Origin of the sequence: Streptomyces sp. NPDC018029, from assembly GCF_044327655.1 — a bacterium.
Taxonomy (GTDB): domain Bacteria; phylum Actinomycetota; class Actinomycetes; order Streptomycetales; family Streptomycetaceae; genus Streptomyces.
Genome location: NZ_JBIRFV010000004.1, coordinates 35,749 through 52,844 on the forward strand (window position 1 = coordinate 35,749; position 17,096 = coordinate 52,844).

Below are 17,096 nucleotides of genomic sequence, written 5' to 3' on the forward strand. Positions count from 1 at the left end.
TGTTGTACGTCGATGTGGGGCCCCTGGGTCAGGGGCCTCCTACACGCGCAGGATCGAGAGATCTATCGGTGAGGGCGGGGTGAGCGCGGGCGGCGCGCGGCCCGGCGTCACCAGGAGCACGGCCTGGTCGGCGCCCCAGGAGCCGCCCGCCGCGCGGGTGTCGTACAGCGCGGGCAGCAGTTCGTACGCCGTCCCGGGGCGCTGCGGGGTGCCCGGTGGCTGGTCGGCATCCCGGTCGGTGCCCTTGCCGCAGCCGGGCGAGCCCTGCGCGTCGGCGGCGGAGGGGGAGGCGAACACCTCCACGGCCCCGGCGACCCCGGCGGCCCTGGCCACCGGCTGCTGCGCGGCAGCCGCGGGCCCGCAGAACATCCCGAGCCCGAGCACGACGAGGAAGACCACCGCGAGGGGGCTCCAGGGTGTGCGCGTACGGGCGGGCATGCCCGGAATCGTACGTGCCGGGGTGCACCGCCGGAGAAATCGGTTCGCCACCGCCGAGTCGCGGGTGAGATCCTGGACGGCGTATGTCTACGCAGCCCGCCCTCGCCCTCGACACCCTCGCCTCCCGCCTCTCCGAGCTCTCGCTGCGCGACGAGCACCGGATCGGCAGGCGGCTGGAGGGTGCGCGCCGGATCCGCAAGCCCGAGGCCCGTGCCGCCGTCCTCGCCGAGATCGCGGCGGACGTCGACAAGGCCGCGGCTCGGATGGCCGAGCGGGGCAGCCGGCTGCCCACGATCACGTATCCGCAAGAGCTGCCGGTCAGCCAGAAGAAGGACGACATCGCCGAGGCGATCCGCGACCACCAGGTCGTGATCGTCGCGGGCGAGACCGGCTCGGGCAAGACCACGCAGATCCCCAAGATCTGCATGGAGCTCGGCCGGGGCGTGCGCGGCATGATCGGGCACACGCAGCCGCGCCGCATCGCGGCCCGCACGGTGGCCGAGCGCGTCGCCGACGAGCTGGACACGCCGCTCGGCGAGGCCGTCGGCTGGAAGGTCCGCTTCACCGACCAGGTCGGCGCGGACACGTTCGTGAAGCTGATGACGGACGGCATCCTGTTGGCCGAGATCCAGACGGACCGCGAGCTGCGCGCGTACGACACGATCATCATCGACGAGGCGCACGAGCGCTCGCTCAACATCGACTTCCTGCTGGGCTATCTCGCTCAGCTCCTGCCGAAGCGCCCGGATCTGAAGGTCGTCATCACGTCGGCGACGATCGACCCCGAGCGGTTCTCGCGGCACTTCGGGGACGCCCCGATCGTGGAGGTCTCCGGTCGTACGTATCCGGTCGAGGTGCGTTATCGCCCCCTCCTCGAAGAGGAGGGGGACGACTCCGACCGCGACCAGATCACCGCGATCACGGACGCCGTCGAGGAGCTCCAGGCCGAGGGCAAGGGCGACATCCTCGTGTTCCTCTCCGGAGAGCGCGAGATCCGGGACACGGCGGACGCGCTGAACAAGAAGAACTACCGGTTCACCGAGGTCCTGCCCCTCTACGCCCGGTTGTCGCACGCCGAGCAGCACCGCGTGTTCCAGCAGCACACCGGCCGAAGAATCGTCCTGGCGACGAACGTCGCCGAGACCTCCCTGACGGTCCCCGGCATCAAGTACGTGATCGACCCGGGCACGGCCCGCATCTCCCGCTACAGCCACCGTACGAAGGTGCAGCGGCTGCCCATCGAGGCGATCAGCCAGGCCAGCGCCAACCAGCGCAAGGGCCGCTGCGGCCGTACGTCGGACGGCATTTGCATCCGCCTCTACAGCGAGGACGACTTCCTCTCCCGCCCCGAGTTCACGGACGCGGAGATCCTCCGTACGAACCTCGCCTCGGTCATCCTGCAGATGACGGCGGCCGGCCTCGGCGACATCGAGAAGTTCCCCTTCATCGACCCGCCGGACCACCGCAACATCCGCGACGGCGTCCAGCTCCTCCAGGAGCTGGGTGCGCTGGACCCCGCCCAGAAGGACCCGAAGAAGCGGCTCACCCCGCAGGGGCGCAAGCTCAGCCAGCTGCCCGTCGACCCGCGGCTCGCCAGGATGGTCCTGGAGGCCGACAAGAACGGCTGCGTGCGCGAGGTCATGGTGATCGCGGCGGCGCTCTCCATCCAGGACCCGCGCGAGCGCCCGGCCGACAAGCAGACGCAGGCCGACCAGCAGCACGCCCGCTTCAAGGACGAGACGAGCGACTTCCTCGCCTTCCTCAACCTGTGGCGGTACGTCAGGGAGCAGCAGAAGACGCTCGGCTCATCGGCCTTCCGCCGTATGTGCAAGCGGGAGTACCTGAACTACCTCCGCATCCGCGAATGGCAGGACATCTATTCGCAGTTGCGTACGGTCGCGAAGCAGATGGGCCTCAGTCTCAACGAGGACGACGCCCCCGAGCAGCACGTCCACATCTCGCTCCTGTCCGGCCTGCTCTCCCACATCGGGATGAAGGACGTGAAGGAGTCGAAGGACAGCAGGTCCGCCAAGGACGGCGACGCCAAGCAGCGCGGCGGGCGCAACGAATACATCGGCGCGCGCAACGCGAAGTTCGCGGTCTTCCCGGGCTCGGCGCTCTTCAAGAAGCCGCCGCGCTTCATCATGTCGGCCGAGCTGGTGGAGACCTCCCGGCTGTGGGCGCGGGTCAACGCGAAGATCGAGCCGGAGTGGGTCGAGCCGCTCGCCCAGCACCTCCTGAAGCGGACGTACAGCGAACCGCACTGGGAGAAGGACCAGGCCGCGGTGATGGCGATCGAGAAGGTCACGCTCTACGGCGTCCCGATCGTCACCGACCGCAAGGTGAACTACGGCCGCATCGACCCCGAGGTCTCCCGCGACCTCTTCATCCGGAACGCGCTGGTGGAGGGCGACTGGCGCACCCACCACAAGTTCTTCGCCGCCAACCGCAAGCTCCTCACCGAGGTCGAGGAGCTGGAGCACCGCGCGCGGCGCCGCGACATCCTCGTCGACGACGAGACGCTCTTCGACTTCTACGACCAGCGGGTGCCGGCGGACGTCGTGTCCGGCGCGCACTTCGACTCCTGGTGGAAGAAGAAGCAGCGGGAAGAGCCCGAACTGCTCGACTTCGAGCGGTCGATGCTGATCAACGAGAAGGCGCAGGGTGTCTCCAAGGACGACTACCCCGACTCGTGGCGTCAGGGGCAGCTCAAGTTCCGGGTGACGTACCAGTTCGAGCCGGGCGCGGACGCGGACGGCGTGACGGTCCACATCCCGCTCCAGGTCCTGAACCAGGTGACGGACGACGGCTTCGACTGGCAGATCCCGGGCCTGCGCGAGGACGTGGTCGTCGAGCTGATCCGCTCCCTGCCGAAGCCCATCCGCCGGAACTACGTCCCCGCGCCGAACTTCGCGAAGGCGTTCCTGGAGCGTGCGGTGCCGTTGCAGGAGCCGCTGCACGTCACGCTGGCGCGCGAGCTCCAGCGGATGGTCGGCGTGCCGGTCACGCCGGACGACTTCGACCTGACGCGCGTGCCCGACCACTTGAAGATCACGTTCCGGATCGTCGACGAGCGGCGCAAGAAGCTCGCCGAGGACAAGGACCTCGAAGCGCTGAAGCTCCGGCTGAAGCCGAAGGCCCGCAAGGCGCTCTCGCAGGCGGCCGCGGCGACGGCGGAGCGCACGGGCGGCTCCGCGGTCGAGCGCACGGGCCTGACGGACTGGAGCATCGGCACCCTTCAGCGCGTCTTCGAGACGCGCCGCGCCGGCCAGCCGGTGAAGGCGTATCCGGCGCTCGTCGACGACGGCGACACCGTTTCCGTACGCCTCTTCGACACCGAGGCGGAGCAGCAGCAGGCCATGTGGCGCGGCACCCGGCGCCTCATCCTGCGCAACATCCCGGTGAACCCGGCCAAGTTCGCCTCGGACAAGCTGACCAACCAGCAGAAGCTCGCCCTGTCCGCGAACCCGCACGGCTCCATGCAGGCCCTCTTCGACGACTGCGCGACGGCCGCCGCGGACAAGCTGATGGCGGACTTCGGCGGGCCGGTCTGGGACGAGGAGTCGTACCGCAAGCTGTTCGACAAGGTGCGCGCGGAGATCGTCGACACGACCGTGCGGGCGGTCGGCCAGGTCCAGCAGGTCCTCGCCGCCTGGCAGGCCTGTGAGCGCCGCCTGAAGTCGGCGCAGAGCCCGGCCCTGCTGCCCAACCTCGCGGACGTGCGGGAGCAGCTGAACTCCCTCATCAAGCCCGGTTTCGTGACGGAGACGGGGCTGCGCCGCCTGCCGGACCTGATGCGCTACATGGTCGCGGCGGACCGGCGCCTGCAGCAGATGCCCACCAACGTCCAGCGGGACACCGCGCGCATGGAGAAGGTCCGCGAGATGCGCGACGAGTACCTGTGGCTGCTCGAACAGCTGCCGCAGGGCAGGCCCGTGCCGCAGGAGGCCCTGGACATCCGCTGGATGATCGAGGAGCTCCGCGTCAGCTACTTCGCGCACGCGCTGGGCACGGCGTATCCCGTCTCGGACAAGCGGATCGTGAAGGCGATCGACGCGCTGGTCCCGTGATCGCCCGGGCACGCAGGGTGAGTTCGACCGCCGGGCCTGCACTGCTGTAGAGTCCTGTCTCGCAGCACAACGCGCAAGCAAGTGCAGCGAGCAAGGTCCTGTGGAGCAGTTTGGAGTGCTCGCCACCCTGTCAAGGTGGAGGCCGCGGGTTCAAATCCCGTCAGGACCGCAGTAGATACGAGGGCCGTACCCAATGGGTGCGGCCCTCAGTCGTGTGCGGGTCGTGCCCACCGGGTGCGGCCCTCAGTCGTGTGCCTGTGCGGGGGCGGCCGGGCCCCCGGTGGCTTGACGGAGTCACATTCCACCGGTACTCCGGACAGCAGGGGCCGGCGGGAGGCCCCCAGGAGGTGACGCATGTCCGCTTCTTCGGCGTCCGCGCGGCACGAGACGCGCGCCCTGCTGCGCGCCCACCTCGCGGCGGCCACCGGCTACCGCCACGTGACCCGGCACTGCCCGATCTGCCACCGGCTGCTGAGACTCGCCCTGGAGGCCCCTCAGCGCCCACCGGGCGAGCCCGAGGACCCCGAGGAGGGTTTCGTGCGGGAGAGCGCCGCAGACAGCCCTCCCGACGCATGACCCCAGCGCAAGAGCCCCTCTAGCGCAGGGGAGTTGCCCACAACAAGATTCACGACGTGTGACGGGTGTCACCGAAGTAGTTTGCGAAACCCCGGAACTTACACCCTTCCTACAACCAGCCAATTTAATATGTGCAATTGCACCACCCCCAGGGCGCTCCCCCGCTGTCCTCCGATTACTCCCCAGGGCCGCCCACCTGCGCATCCTCCGCGCATCCACGGCGCATCCTCGGCACACAAAAAAGATCGCGCTGGACCCGGCGGAGTCCAGCGCGATCGAACGACGCACCCATGTGTGTCAGGCGTGGGTCCCGTTGGGGCGGGACCCTCGTCGTGTGGAGCCATATGTCGGACGTACGGCCAGGTTGGGGGACCTGACAGCAGTGGTGCTCTTCGCCCGAGTTGTACGAGTTACTGCTGGTTGAGCGGTACTTCTGGCGTACGTCAGGCCTCGCTGCGCTGCTGCGGAATGCCCGCGAGCAGTGCGCGGACCTCAGCCTCGCGGTAACGGCGGTGTCCGCCGAGCGTGCGAATCGACGTGAGCTTGCCAGCCTTGGCCCAGCGCGTCACCGTCTTCGGGTCGACGCGGAACATCGTGGCGACCTCAGCCGGGGTCAGCAGCGGCTCGGCATCAGGGGTGCGAGCGGTCATGAGCGGCCTCCTCGGGAGAACCGAACCTTCTCGGTTCATTCCTCTAAATTCTGCACCTTGACCCGCGTTGCCCGAAATGGCGGACGCGAGTCGAGTCGGTTATAGGACGAACGGCTTGTCCTCGGCACTACAACTACACCATCCGTCCAGCCGCGTCGGCCAAACCGATGGAATTGCCCTCCCAGGTGTTCATCACCGACGGAAGCCGATGGACCATGCCATAGCGGACAGTCACGCCACAGTGACGATCAGTCACAGAGCGATCAGGAGTCAACAGACCCCCCATACAGTGCAATGCTGAGTAATCCGCCCTTACTTGGGCGGAAGGAGCCCTCCCCGGACTCCTTGTCCTATTTTGGCATGAGGAGGGGCGATGGGCGCAAGAGCCCCGAAAGTGCGGTCCATCACGCTTGAGGCAAAGGCCCGTATCGGGACCTACGTCCCGGGACCCTGAAGGGCGGCGACGGAAGGGAGCCGGCCCTCAGTTCGCGAACTGAAGATCCCGGATCGCCCGCCACCGCTCCACGAGCCTCGCATACGCCTCGCCGGCCGCCTCGCCGTCGCCGTCGCGCAGCGCCTCGATCCCCTCGGCCACGTCCGCCGCCGAGTGGTCCTCGCCGAGCTCGTCGGCCGGCACCGCGTGCACGAGGCCTCCGTAGTCGAGCTCGACCAGGGAGCGCGGGTGGAACTCCTCCAGCCAGCGGCCGACGTCCACGAGACCGTCGATGAGCGGCCCCTCGCCCAGCGCCTCCCGCAGCGTCTTCAGACCGCGGGCGACCCGGCGCCGCGCCTGCACCATCGGGGTGCGGTAGCGGAGCACGGGCGGGTCGGCCTTGGCGTGGTCCCGCTCCTCGTCGGAGAAGAGCACGAACCAGTGCAGCGGCACCTGCCACGTGGACGTACGGATCCAGGGGCGCGCGTCGGGGTTCCGGGCCAGCCACTGTTCGTAGTCCGCGGCCGTCTGGCGGCGCAGCACCGGAGGGAGCACCGCGTCGAGGACCGGCGCGGGCAGCTGCCCGGCCAGCTCCCCCATGGCCTGCCAGCCGCGCAGCCGGGTCCGCCAGGGGCAGACGCACAGCACCCCGTCGGCCTCCACGACGAACGCGTCGCCGCTCTCGTGCACCGGCACGGGCACCGGCGGCGTGGGCACCAGGTCGGCGAGCGAGCGGCGGAGCTCGTCCTGGTAGGAGGGAAGGTCCCGGCGACGGGCGTAGCGCGCCCAGTGCTCGCGCTCCGGTTCCGGGAAGGCGGCCAGCGGCTCGTACACGCGCAGATAGGACGCGTACGGGACCGTCACCGATGACACCTTGGGCACGGCTGCTCTCTCCCCCACGGGTGAACTCGAAAACGTGATCCTCGACTCCGGGCGGTCAAGGTCGGTGGACAGCCTTTAGTCTCATGCCCATCGGGCCCCGCCACCCGCACGGGACCCGCCCAACCGCGCCACTTGACCGGGAGTCACCACAGTGACCGAAGCAGACAACGGCGTCCTGCACACCCTGTTCCACTCGGACCAGGGAGGCCACGAGCAAGTAGTGCTCTGCCAGGACCGTGCCAGCGGCCTCAAGGCCGTCATCGCCATCCACAGCACCGCCCTGGGCCCCGCCCTCGGCGGCACCCGCTTCTATCCGTACGCGACCGAGGAAGAGGCCGTCGCCGACGTCCTGAACCTGTCGCGCGGGATGTCGTACAAGAACGCCATGGCCGGCCTCGACCACGGCGGCGGCAAGGCCGTGATCATCGGCGACCCCGAGCAGATCAAGAGCGAGGACCTGCTCCTCGCCTTCGGCCGCTTCGTCGCCTCGCTCGGCGGCCGCTACGTGACGGCCTGCGACGTCGGTACGTACGTCGCGGACATGGACGTGGTCGCGCGCGAGTGCCGCTGGACCACCGGGCGCTCCCCGGAGAACGGCGGCGCGGGGGACTCCTCCGTGCTCACCGCCTTCGGTGTCTTCCAGGGCATGCGCGCCAGCGCCGAGCACCTGTGGGGCGACCCTTCGCTGCGCGGCCGCAAGGTCGGCGTCGCGGGCGTCGGCAAGGTGGGCCACCACCTCGTCGAGCACCTCCTGGAGGACGGCGCCGACGTCGTGATCACGGACGTCCGCGAGGAGTCGGTGAACCGGATCACCCACAAGCACCCGTCGGTGACGGCGGTGGCCGACACCGAGGCGCTCATCCGGACCGAGGGCCTCGACATCTACGCGCCCTGTGCGCTCGGCGGCGCGCTCGACGACGACTCCGTGCCGGTCCTGACCGCGAAGGTGGTGTGCGGAGCCGCCAACAACCAGCTGGCGCACCCGGGGGTCGAGAAGGACCTCGCCGACCGGTCGATCCTCTACGCGCCGGACTACGTGGTGAACGCAGGCGGCGTCATCCAGGTCGCCGACGAGCTGCGCGGCTTCGACTTCGACCGGTGCAAGGCGAAGGCGTCGAAGATCTTCGACACCACGCTCGCCATATTCGCTCGTGCAAAGGAAGACGGCATTCCGCCGGCCGCCGCGGCCGACAGGATCGCCGAACAGCGGATGTCCGACGCGCGCTGAAATGGCGCGCGGGGACGTGTGACGGGGCCCCGCCGGCGTACTGGGAGAGACAAGACTCACCCCCGTCGGCGGGTCGCCCGACAAGAAGAGGTTAAAATCGCAGTTGACCAGCGAGGACGGGGCTCCTCGAGGGTTGTGCGCCGAGGCGCGTCCTGCGGGCGACGTACCGTATGGCCGCAGGAGCAGGTACCGTGGAAGCCCTACGGACCGGTCTCTCCACGGAGAGTCCGTTCCAGATCATGAACGCGTGTCAAGACTCTGGGGCCGTCGAGCCCCGTATCCGAGGGGGTCGAGCCATGGGGCGCGGCCGGGCAAAGGCCAAGCAGACGAAGGTCGCCCGCCAGCTGAAGTACAGCAGCGGCGGGACAGACCTGTCGCGTCTGGCCAATGAGCTGGGCGCTTCGACTTCGCAACAGCCGCCGAATGGCGAGCCGTTCGAAGACGACGACGAGGAAGACGACCCGTACGCCCAGTACGCGGATCTGTATAACGACGACGAGGACGACGACTCTGCCGAAGAGTCCGGCCCCTCGTCTCAGCGCCGCGGCGCTTGACCTCGTTGCTTACGCACTATTTATTGCCTAGGCAGTATTCGCAGTTCTCATAGCAACTGCACTTCACCCGGTCCGGGGGCACCACCCCGGGCCGGGTTTTGTGCTGCTCGCGCTTCCTACTTCGCGTAGTCGCCGATGAGCTCGGCGCCGGTCGCGTGGTCGCCGCGGTCGGTGATCTCTCCGGCGACCCAGGCCTCCACGCCGCGGTCGGCGAGGGTGGTGAGCGCCGCGTCCGCCGACTCCTCGGGGACGATCGCGATCATGCCGACGCCCATGTTCAGCGTCTTCTCCAGTTCGAGGCGCTCGACCTTCCCCTGCTTGCCGACCACGTCGAAGATCGCGCCCGGCGTCCACGTCTCGCGGTCGACGATCGCGTGCAGGTCGTCCGGGATCACCCGGGCGAGGTTCGCCGCGAGGCCGCCGCCCGTGATGTGGCTGAAGGCGTGGACGTCGGTGGTGCGGGTGAGCGCCAGGCAGTCCAGGGAGTAGATCTTGGTGGGCTCCAGGAGCTCCTCGCCGAGCGTGCGGCCGAACTCCTCGACCTGACGGTCCAGGGCCCATCCTGCGCGGTCGAAGACCACATGCCGGACGAGCGAGTACCCGTTCGAGTGAAGACCCGAGGCCGCCATGGCGATGACCGCGTCACCCTTACGGATGCGATCCGGGCCGAGCAGACGGTCGGCCTCGACCGCGCCCGTGCCGGCGCCCGCGACGTCGAAGTCGTCCGGGCCGAGCAGGCCCGGGTGCTCCGCCGTCTCGCCGCCGACGAGCGAGCAGCCCGCGAGGACACAGCCCTCGGCGATGCCCTTCACGATGGCGGCGACGCGCTCGGGGTGGACCTTGCCGACGCAGATGTAGTCGGTCATGAAGAGCGGCTCGGCGCCGCACACGACGATGTCGTCCATGACCATCGCGACGAGGTCGTGGCCGATGGTGTCGTAGACCCCCATCTGGCGGGCGATGTCGACCTTCGTGCCGACGCCGTCGGTCGCGGAGGCGAGCAGGGGGCGCTCGAAGCGCTTGAGCGCGGAGGCGTCGAAGAGCCCGGCGAAGCCGCCGAGGCCGCCGAGGCCCGCGACCTCGGGACGCTGGGTCTTCTTGACCCACTCCTTCATCAGCTCGACGGCGCGGTCGCCCGCCTCGATGTCGACGCCCGCGCTTGCGTAGCTGGCACCAGTGGTCTCAGACATGACGGTGAGAACTTTCGTGTCGTACTGCGTGGGGTCTTACGGGCGACGGATCGCGTCGGCGGCGGCAGTGCTCGCCGGGCCCGCGGCCAGTTCCGTCTCCAGGAGCTGCTTGCCGAGCAGCTCGGGGTCGGGCAGGTCCATCGGGTACTCGCCGTCGAAGCAGGCGCGGCAGAGGTTCGGCTTGTCGATGGTCGTGGCCTCGATCATGCCGTCGATGGAGATGTACGAGAGGGAGTCGGCGCCGAGCGAGGTGCCGATCTCCTCGATGGTCATGCCGTTGGCGATGAGCTCGGCGCGCGTCGCGAAGTCGATGCCGAAGAAGCACGGCCACTTCACGGGCGGGGACGAGATCCGGATGTGGACCTCGGCTGCGCCGGCCTCGCGGAGCATCTTGACCAGGGCGCGCTGGGTGTTGCCGCGGACGATCGAGTCGTCGACGACCACCAGCTTCTTGCCCTTGATGACTTCCTTGAGGGGGTTCAGCTTGAGACGGATGCCGAGCTGGCGGATCGTCTGCGAGGGCTGGATGAAGGTGCGGCCGACATAGGCGTTCTTCACCAGGCCGGCGCCGAAGGGGATGCCGGAGGCTTCCGCGTACCCGATCGCGGCGGGGGTGCCGGATTCGGGGGTCGCTATGACGAGGTCGGCCTCGACGGGAGCTTCCTCGGCGAGTTTCCGGCCCATCTCGACGCGGGAGAGGTAGACGTTCCGGCCCGCGATGTCCGTGTCGGGGCGCGCGAGGTAGACGTACTCGAAGACACAGCCCTTGGGCTTCGCTTCCGCGAATCGGGACGTTCGCAGTCCGTTCTCGTCGATCGCGATGAACTCGCCGGGCTCGATCTCGCGGACGTAGGAGGCGCCGCAGATGTCGAGGGCGGCGGACTCCGACGCGACGACCCAGCCGCGCTCCAGGCGGCCGAGGACCAGCGGGCGGATGCCCTGCGGGTCACGGGCCGCGTACAGCGTGCCCTCGTCCATGAAGATGAGGGAGAAGGCGCCCTGAACCTGCGGGAGGATCTTCATGGCGGCGTCTTCGATGGTCAGCGGCTTGCCGTCGTCGTCCACCTGACCTGCGAGGAGAGCCGTCACCAGGTCGGTGTCGTTGGTCGCGGCGACCTGGGTCGCGCGGCCGTTCTCCTTCGGCAGTTCGGCGACCAGCTCGGCGAGCTGGGCCGTGTTGACGAGGTTGCCGTTGTGCCCGAGCGCGATGGAGCCGTGCGCGGTGGCACGGAACGTCGGCTGGGCGTTCTCCCAGACGGAGGCACCGGTGGTCGAGTAGCGGGCGTGACCGACCGCGATGTGACCCTGGAGCGAGCCGAGAGAGGTTTCGTCGAAGACCTGGGAAACGAGGCCCATGTCCTTGAAGACGAGGATCTGGGAGCCGTTGCTGACCGCGATTCCCGCGGATTCCTGGCCCCGATGCTGGAGGGCGTAGAGCCCGAAGTACGTGAGCTTTGCGACCTCTTCGCCCGGAGCCCAGACACCGAAGACGCCGCAAGCGTCCTGGGGGCCCTTCTCGCCGGGAAGCAGATCGTGATTGAGTCGACCGTCACCACGTGGCACGCCACCGAGTGTAGGCGAGATCGACCACTGGTCCGAATTGGGGATACGGCCCCGGCACGGAGGGTGAGCGCGGCCCGCCGCCGGGGCCTTCGAGGCCCGTTCGCGGCGCTTGTGCGTCAGGCGTACGACAGGGCTGTGAACTGCGACGACGGCTTTGTGAACAGGGGTGGGAGCGCGTTGACGCCCGCTCCGGCCCCCCGCGAGGCTCCTGATCCATGCAGCCTCATGGATTGTCACGGTCTTCCCGGTTGTCCCGGCGCTCCTTCACCGGCGGAGTGGCGGGCGCCGCCGTCGGCGTGGGCGCGGCGGGCGCCGCGACACGGGCCGACGCCGCGCCCGGCGCCCCCGCCACGGCCGCCTCCACGACCCCCGCCGAGCGGCCCTTCGCCGCCGCCCGCGGGCGGCACTCCCGGCGGCCCAACATCCTCTTCATCCTCGGCGACGACCTCGGCTGGGCCGATCTCTCCTCGTACGGGTCACCGCACATAAAGACCCCCCACCTGGACCGCCTCGCCCGCCAGGGCGTGCGGTTCACCGATGCCTACTCCGGGTCCGCGACCTGCTCGCCGACCCGCTTCAGCCTGTACACGGGACGCTTCCCCGGGCGTACGAAGGGCGGGCTCGCGGAGCCGATCGCCGACAGGTCCGTGGGCCTCGACCCGACCCACCCCACGCTCGCCTCGCTGCTGCGCGACGCCGGATACGCGACCGCGCTGATCGGCAAGTGGCACTGCGGCTATCTGCCCGACTACTCCCCCACCCGGTCGGGCTGGGACGAGTTCTTCGGGAACTTCGGCGGGGCCCTGGAGTACTACTCGAAGCTCGGGCTGGGCGGGGAGTACGACCTCTACGAGGGCGGTGTCCGGGAGGGCGATGCCGAGTACAAGGACCTGCGGTACTACACGCGTGTCCTGACCGAACGGGCGAGCGCGTACGTCCGGCGGGACCACGGCGAGCGCCCCTGGCTGCTCAACCTCAACTTCACCACCCCGCACTGGCCGTGGATCGCGGACGGGGACGAGGAGCAGAGCGCCGAGATCGTGCGGCGGATCAAGGCGGGCGACAAGGGCGCGCTCCGCCACCAGGACGGCGGCTCCGTGGAGAAGTACGCGGAGATGGTCGAGGACTTGGACCGCTCGGTCGGTGAAGTGCTGCGCGCGCTGCGGAAGTCCGGGCAGGAGCGGGACACGCTGGTGTTCTTCGCCTCCGACAACGGCGGTGAGCGCTTCTCGTACAACTGGCCGCTGTCCGGCAACAAGGGCTCGCTGAAGGAGGGCGGCATCCGCGTGCCGACCATCGTGCGGTGGCCCGCGCGGCTCGACGGCGGGCAGGTCAGCGATGAGCCCGTCTACACGCCGGACTGGACGGCGACGCTCCTGGACATCGCGGGGGCCCGGCCGCACCCGGCGTATCCGCTGGACGGGACGAGCCTCGCGCCCTACCTCCTGAAGGGGCAGGCCGTCCCCGAGCGCGAGCTGTTCTGGCGGGTGCGCGGGGAGCGGGCGCTGCGCCGCGGGAAGTGGAAGTACTACCGCGGCAAGGGCGGCGCGGACCAGCTCTTCGACCTCGCGGCCGACCGGCGTGAGCAGGCCGACCGGGCCGCGGGCGAGCCGGAGCTCCTGGCCGAGCTGCGGGCGGCGTGGGAGCGGACGGACGGGGAGCTGCTGGCGTACGGCTGACGGTCCGGTGCCGTACCGCTACTTCGCCGGCTTCTCGGCTCCCTCGCGGTCCGCGTTCGCCCTGATCACGGTGCCGTCGGCGGCGGTGAGCTTCAGGGTGCCCCGCGCCACCTCGTAGCGTGCCGTGCCGTCGAAGAGCTTCAGGAGCTTGCGTTCCGTGGTCATCGCCTCGCCCGGGCACAGCTTCCTGGTGGTGGCGGGGGCGCCGAAGGTGATGCGGCCGTCCTTCGCCTCGGCCTTGGCGGTGACGGAGTTGCAGCCGAGGTTGCCGCGGACCTTGCCGTCCTCGCCGAAGGTCAGGTGGACCTTGTCGGCCACGTCCTTCGGCAGGGACGCGGTGGTCCGGGCGTCGCCGACGGCGTCGACCCGCCATTTGGTGTTGGTGAGCGGGGCGTCGGGCTCGGCGGGCTGCGAGGTGAAGGCCACGCGGTCTCCCTTGGCGGTGGTGAGGGTCATGCGGTCGCCGGCGACCTTCGCGGTGAACTTCTCCTTGCCGAGGGCGCGCAGGAAGTTCTTCTCGAACGTCATGCGGCCGTCGTCCGTGCAGGCCCGCTTCGTCGTCAGGGGCTGCCCGAACTCCACGGCCTCGCCCTTGATCGACACGTCGGCGCCGACCGAGTTGCAGCCGAAGCTGCCGCCGGCCCGCCCGTCCTCGCCGATCTTGAGGTAGGCGTTCCCCGGCGCGTCGTGCTTCTTGCCGCCGAGGGTGAGGCTCTCGACGTTCCAGCGGACGCCGGTGAGAGCCGCCTCGCTCTTCACGGAACGGCCGCCGGAGCCGCCTTCGGAGCCGGCCCCGGACTCGGTGCCGCATGCGGTGAGCAGCAGCCCGGCGGAGGCCAGCGCGGTCACGGTGAGGGTCAGTCGCTGCGTGTGCATGACGATGTGACGGGACAAGTGGGGGAGTCGGTTCCATCACCCCCACCGACCGCGGCTAGCCCATGATCGGCAGCAGGTCCGACAGATCCGCCCGTTCCCCGCTCGCGCTGACCTTCGCCGCGTCCAGGGCGCTCGCCCAGTCGGTGCGGCCGGTCGCGAGGCGGATCCAGGTGAGCGGGTCGGTCTCGACGACGTTGGGCGGGGTGCCGCGGGTGTGCCGGGGGCCCGCCACACACTGCACGACCGCGTACGGCGGGATGCGCACCTCGGTCGACGCGCCCGGCGCCTTCACCGCGAGGGCGTCCGCGAGCAGCCGGGCACAGGCGGCCAGGGCCTGGCGGTCGTACGGGACGTCGAGGCCCGGCACCGCGTCGTTCAAGTCGTCCGTGTGGACGGTGAGTTCGACGGTTCGGGTGACCAGGAAGTCGCCGAGGGTCATGGCGCCGAAGCGGGAGGGCACCAGGCGCTCGTCGGGCGCGGCGGCCAGGGACTCCTCGACGCCGGTGAGCGTGCGCGTGAACAGGTCGTCGAGGTCGGCGCCGGCGCTCTCGGCGACGGCGCGGGTGTCCTCGTCGACCTGGGCCGCCGCGGTGACGGTCGCGAACGGCCAGTCCATGAGCGGGACTTCGTGCTTCTCCGGCTCGGGCAGGCCCAGGTAGCGGTGGACGGTGCCGAGGACCATCGCGATGTGGGCCGCCAGTTCGTGCACGGTCCAGTCGCCGAGCCGGGTGGGGCGGGCCAGCTGCTCGGGCGTGAGGGTGCGCACCGCGTCCCGTACGTTGCCCGACTGGGCGAGGACAGCGGTGCGGATCTTGGCGGAGTCGTACGAACGCGTGCGCTTCTTGGCCGGTGGCATGGGGCCGAGCCTAAGCGCTTTCGGGGTACCCCTGAAGTCCCTTTTCCACCAGATCGAAGGCGCGCTCGGCGGCCTCGGCGCAGTCCTTCGCGATCTCGTCGATCGGGTCGCCGGCGAGGGTGCGCTCGTGGTTCTCCATGATGAGCGCGTTCCGGGCGCCGATCAGCTGGGCGGCGGCGACCCGCGCGAGGAGCACGTCGCCGGTCTCCTCGGCGAGGGCGTCCGTGAGGAGCTGGACGCTGCGCATGTGGAAGATCACCATGCGGTGCGCGAGCGTCGGTGTCTCCTTGATGAGCTGGCGCACCTTGAGGGTGCGCGGGTCGCCGCTGAGACCGATCGACGGGTCGTGTCCGGGGATCTGCTCCAGGAACTGGCGGCGCGCCGCGGCGACCGCGGACTCGCCGGGCCGCCGCTCGCGCACCGCGCGGGCCGGGTCTCCCGCGTGCTCCTCCATCGGGCCGACGATCACGCCCTCTTTGGTGCCGAAGTAGTTGAAGACGGTCATCTTCGACACGTCGGCCGCCTCGGCGATCTCCGCCACGGAGACGTGGTCGAAGCCCCGCTCTGAGCAGAGGTCCACGGCGACCTGCCAGATCCGCGCGGCGGTCTGCCGCTTCTTGCGCGCGCGCAGCCCCAGCTCCTCAGTCATGCAGGTCACGGTACCGGGGTGGCTTCTTCCCGCACGGTGAACGTCTCGCGGTTGCGGGGCACCCCGACCCCGCGCCAGCTGAACGGCACGCCCCGCGCGGTCTCCGGGTCGGGTCCGTCCATCAGCTGGAAGTGGACGTGCGGCTCGGTGGAGTTGCCGGAGTTCCCACAGCCGCCGATCCGCTGCCCGACGGTCACCCTGTCGCCCGCCCGGACGGCGAGCGAACCCCGCTGGACGTGCGCGTACAGGGCGTACGTCCCCTCGCCGAGGTCGAGCACGACGTGGTTGCCGATGACGCGGCGGGCCCCGCCGAGCGTCCTGCCGACGCCCTCGACCAGCCAGAAGTACAGCACTCCGAGGAGGGAGCTGCGGCTCAGGTGGTCGCGCTGGCCGTCCTCGGCGTGCACGACGGTCGCGTCGCCCACCGCGTACAGCGGCTCACCGAAGGCGGGGTAGGCACTGCCGTGCCGGGCGACGGGCCAGAACCAGACGGGGGTGGGGCGTGCGGGCCCGTCCTCCGGCTCGGCGGTGATGTCGATGGCGTACGTCTGGGCCAGGTAGTGCGTGCCGTGGCTCGGCACCTTGTCGGCGGGGCTGTTCAGCGCGGACCAGCGGCCGGCGACCGGGGGCGCGACCTCGACGGGGGCCGGGGGATCCGCTTCGATCCGCCGGCGCGCGGAGCGGGACAGCGTGGTGCTGATGGCGATCGCGGCGACCGCTGGCAGCCAGCTCAGCCAGTAGTTGTAGGGCAGGTCCGTGAAGATCCTGACGACGAACTGGCCGAAGAACACGATCCACAGCAGCCGATGGAGCACTGCGGCGGACTTGAGCAGGCCTATGGGCATGACTCCCCCTCGTACGTACGGACATACCTGTTGAAAGCCCGGTCAGATCAGGTCAGGTCACCGGGCGCGCGGCCGTGAGCACCACCAGGAGCGGCACGACCCGGCCTGCCGGGACCTCGTACCGGCCGCGTTCCGTGGTGTGCAGCCAGCCCGCGCCGGTCAGCTGGCGCAGGTGGTGGTAGATCTGGCCGGTCGTGCCGACGTCGTCGAGCGCGGCGAGCTCGGCGGCGGTGCGCAGGCCGCCGAGGATCTCCCTCAGCAGCCGCAGCCGCACGGGGTGGCCGAGGGCGGCGAACGACTCGGCGGTCTCCGACCAGTCGCCCTCGAACACGGTCTCGGTGAGCAGGCCGTACTGCCAGTCGTACCGGTGTCCCGTCGGCACCCGCACCGAGCCGGTGAACAGGACGGCGCCGTCCGCGTCCTCCGTCACCGGGTGCCGTGCCTTCAGCGCGTCGAGGGCCCAGAAATCGCCCTCGCCCACGGGAGGCGCGGCCGGTCCCGCGCTCTCCAACTCCGCCATCCGCCGTTCGAGCTCGGCGACACGCTCTTCAAGATCCACGATTACGAGCTTACGTAGTTACGTAATTCCTGGCAACCCCTGACCTGG

15 protein-coding genes and 1 tRNA gene are annotated in these 17,096 nt (G+C 69.9%); 6 read left to right on the top strand and 10 right to left on the bottom strand.

Features of this window, described 5'->3' with window-relative positions:
• Nucleotides 1-39 precede the first annotated feature (39 nt).
• The gene (locus tag ACH4D5_RS12975) at nt 40-438 is read right to left on the bottom strand and encodes a hypothetical protein (RefSeq protein WP_398301520.1); all 399 of its coding nucleotides are present in this window, start codon (nt 436-438) and stop codon (nt 40-42) included.
• Nucleotides 439-521: 83 nt separating this feature from the next.
• Here ACH4D5_RS12975 and hrpA point away from each other — a divergent pair, with 83 nt between their 5' ends.
• The 3 genes from hrpA (at nt 522) to ACH4D5_RS12990 (ending at nt 5,084) form a co-directional block, all read left to right on the top strand.
• On the top strand, nt 522-4,508 hold the full coding sequence (hrpA, locus tag ACH4D5_RS12980; RefSeq protein ID WP_398301522.1) for an ATP-dependent RNA helicase HrpA: 3,987 nt from the start codon (nt 522-524) through the stop codon (nt 4,506-4,508).
• A 94-nt stretch (nt 4,509-4,602) separates the two neighbouring features.
• A tRNA-Asp gene (locus tag ACH4D5_RS12985) sits at nt 4,603-4,677 on the top strand.
• A 185-nt stretch (nt 4,678-4,862) separates the two neighbouring features.
• Nucleotides 4,863-5,084 (top strand): DUF6274 family protein, encoded by a 222-nt coding sequence (locus tag ACH4D5_RS12990; RefSeq protein WP_398301524.1) that lies wholly within the window; start codon nt 4,863-4,865, stop codon nt 5,082-5,084.
• A gap of 443 nt (nt 5,085-5,527) precedes the next feature.
• Here ACH4D5_RS12990 and bldC read toward each other — a convergent pair whose 3' ends face one another.
• Nucleotides 5,528-5,734, bottom strand: coding sequence for a developmental transcriptional regulator BldC (gene bldC / locus ACH4D5_RS12995; protein WP_003949541.1), 207 nt, complete (start codon nt 5,732-5,734; stop codon nt 5,528-5,530).
• 481 nt (nt 5,735-6,215) lie between these two features.
• Nucleotides 6,216-7,049 carry a hypothetical protein gene (locus ACH4D5_RS13000; protein ID WP_398301526.1) on the bottom strand — a complete coding sequence of 278 codons (834 nt, stop codon included), beginning with the start codon at nt 7,047-7,049 and terminating at the stop codon, nt 6,216-6,218.
• 151 nt (nt 7,050-7,200) lie between these two features.
• Between ACH4D5_RS13000 and ACH4D5_RS13005 the strand changes: the two genes are divergently transcribed.
• On the top strand, nt 7,201-8,277 hold the full coding sequence (locus tag ACH4D5_RS13005; protein WP_398301528.1) for a Leu/Phe/Val dehydrogenase: 1,077 nt from the start codon (nt 7,201-7,203) through the stop codon (nt 8,275-8,277).
• Between the two features lie 296 nt (nt 8,278-8,573).
• Entirely contained in the window at nt 8,574-8,831 is a 258-nt protein-coding gene (locus tag ACH4D5_RS13010; protein ID WP_344522176.1) for a DUF3073 domain-containing protein, read from the top strand.
• Between the two features lie 116 nt (nt 8,832-8,947).
• On the opposite strand, the gene purM is transcribed toward ACH4D5_RS13010, so the two are convergent.
• Nucleotides 8,948-10,021: a phosphoribosylformylglycinamidine cyclo-ligase gene (purM, locus tag ACH4D5_RS13015; protein WP_398301530.1), complete on the bottom strand. Its 1,074-nt coding sequence runs from the start codon at nt 10,019-10,021 to the stop codon at nt 8,948-8,950.
• Between the two features lie 36 nt (nt 10,022-10,057).
• The gene (gene purF, locus ACH4D5_RS13020) at nt 10,058-11,584 is read right to left on the bottom strand and encodes an amidophosphoribosyltransferase (RefSeq protein WP_398301532.1); all 1,527 of its coding nucleotides are present in this window, start codon (nt 11,582-11,584) and stop codon (nt 10,058-10,060) included.
• Nucleotides 11,585-11,814: 230 nt separating this feature from the next.
• Here purF and ACH4D5_RS13025 point away from each other — a divergent pair, with 230 nt between their 5' ends.
• The gene (locus ACH4D5_RS13025) at nt 11,815-13,263 is read left to right on the top strand and encodes a sulfatase (RefSeq protein ID WP_398301534.1); all 1,449 of its coding nucleotides are present in this window, start codon (nt 11,815-11,817) and stop codon (nt 13,261-13,263) included.
• A gap of 18 nt (nt 13,264-13,281) precedes the next feature.
• Here the strand turns inward: ACH4D5_RS13025 and ACH4D5_RS13030 are convergent, their stop codons facing one another.
• From ACH4D5_RS13030 to ACH4D5_RS13050, 5 genes are read right to left on the bottom strand one after another with little or no spacing between them, the layout of a single operon-like run.
• Nucleotides 13,282-14,139, bottom strand: coding sequence for an META domain-containing protein (locus ACH4D5_RS13030; RefSeq protein WP_398301536.1), 858 nt, complete (start codon nt 14,137-14,139; stop codon nt 13,282-13,284).
• 55 nt (nt 14,140-14,194) lie between these two features.
• Complete coding sequence (locus ACH4D5_RS13035; RefSeq protein ID WP_398301538.1) at nt 14,195-14,995, bottom strand: sterol carrier family protein; 801 nt, start codon at nt 14,993-14,995, stop codon at nt 14,195-14,197.
• 10 nt (nt 14,996-15,005) lie between these two features.
• On the bottom strand, nt 15,006-15,644 hold the full coding sequence (locus ACH4D5_RS13040; protein WP_398301540.1) for a TetR/AcrR family transcriptional regulator: 639 nt from the start codon (nt 15,642-15,644) through the stop codon (nt 15,006-15,008).
• A gap of 5 nt (nt 15,645-15,649) precedes the next feature.
• Entirely contained in the window at nt 15,650-16,489 is an 840-nt protein-coding gene (locus tag ACH4D5_RS13045) for a M23 family metallopeptidase (RefSeq protein WP_398301542.1), read from the bottom strand.
• Between the two features lie 52 nt (nt 16,490-16,541).
• On the bottom strand, nt 16,542-17,048 hold the full coding sequence (locus ACH4D5_RS13050) for an ArsR/SmtB family transcription factor (protein ID WP_398301544.1): 507 nt from the start codon (nt 17,046-17,048) through the stop codon (nt 16,542-16,544).
• Nucleotides 17,049-17,096: the final 48 nt, after the last annotated feature.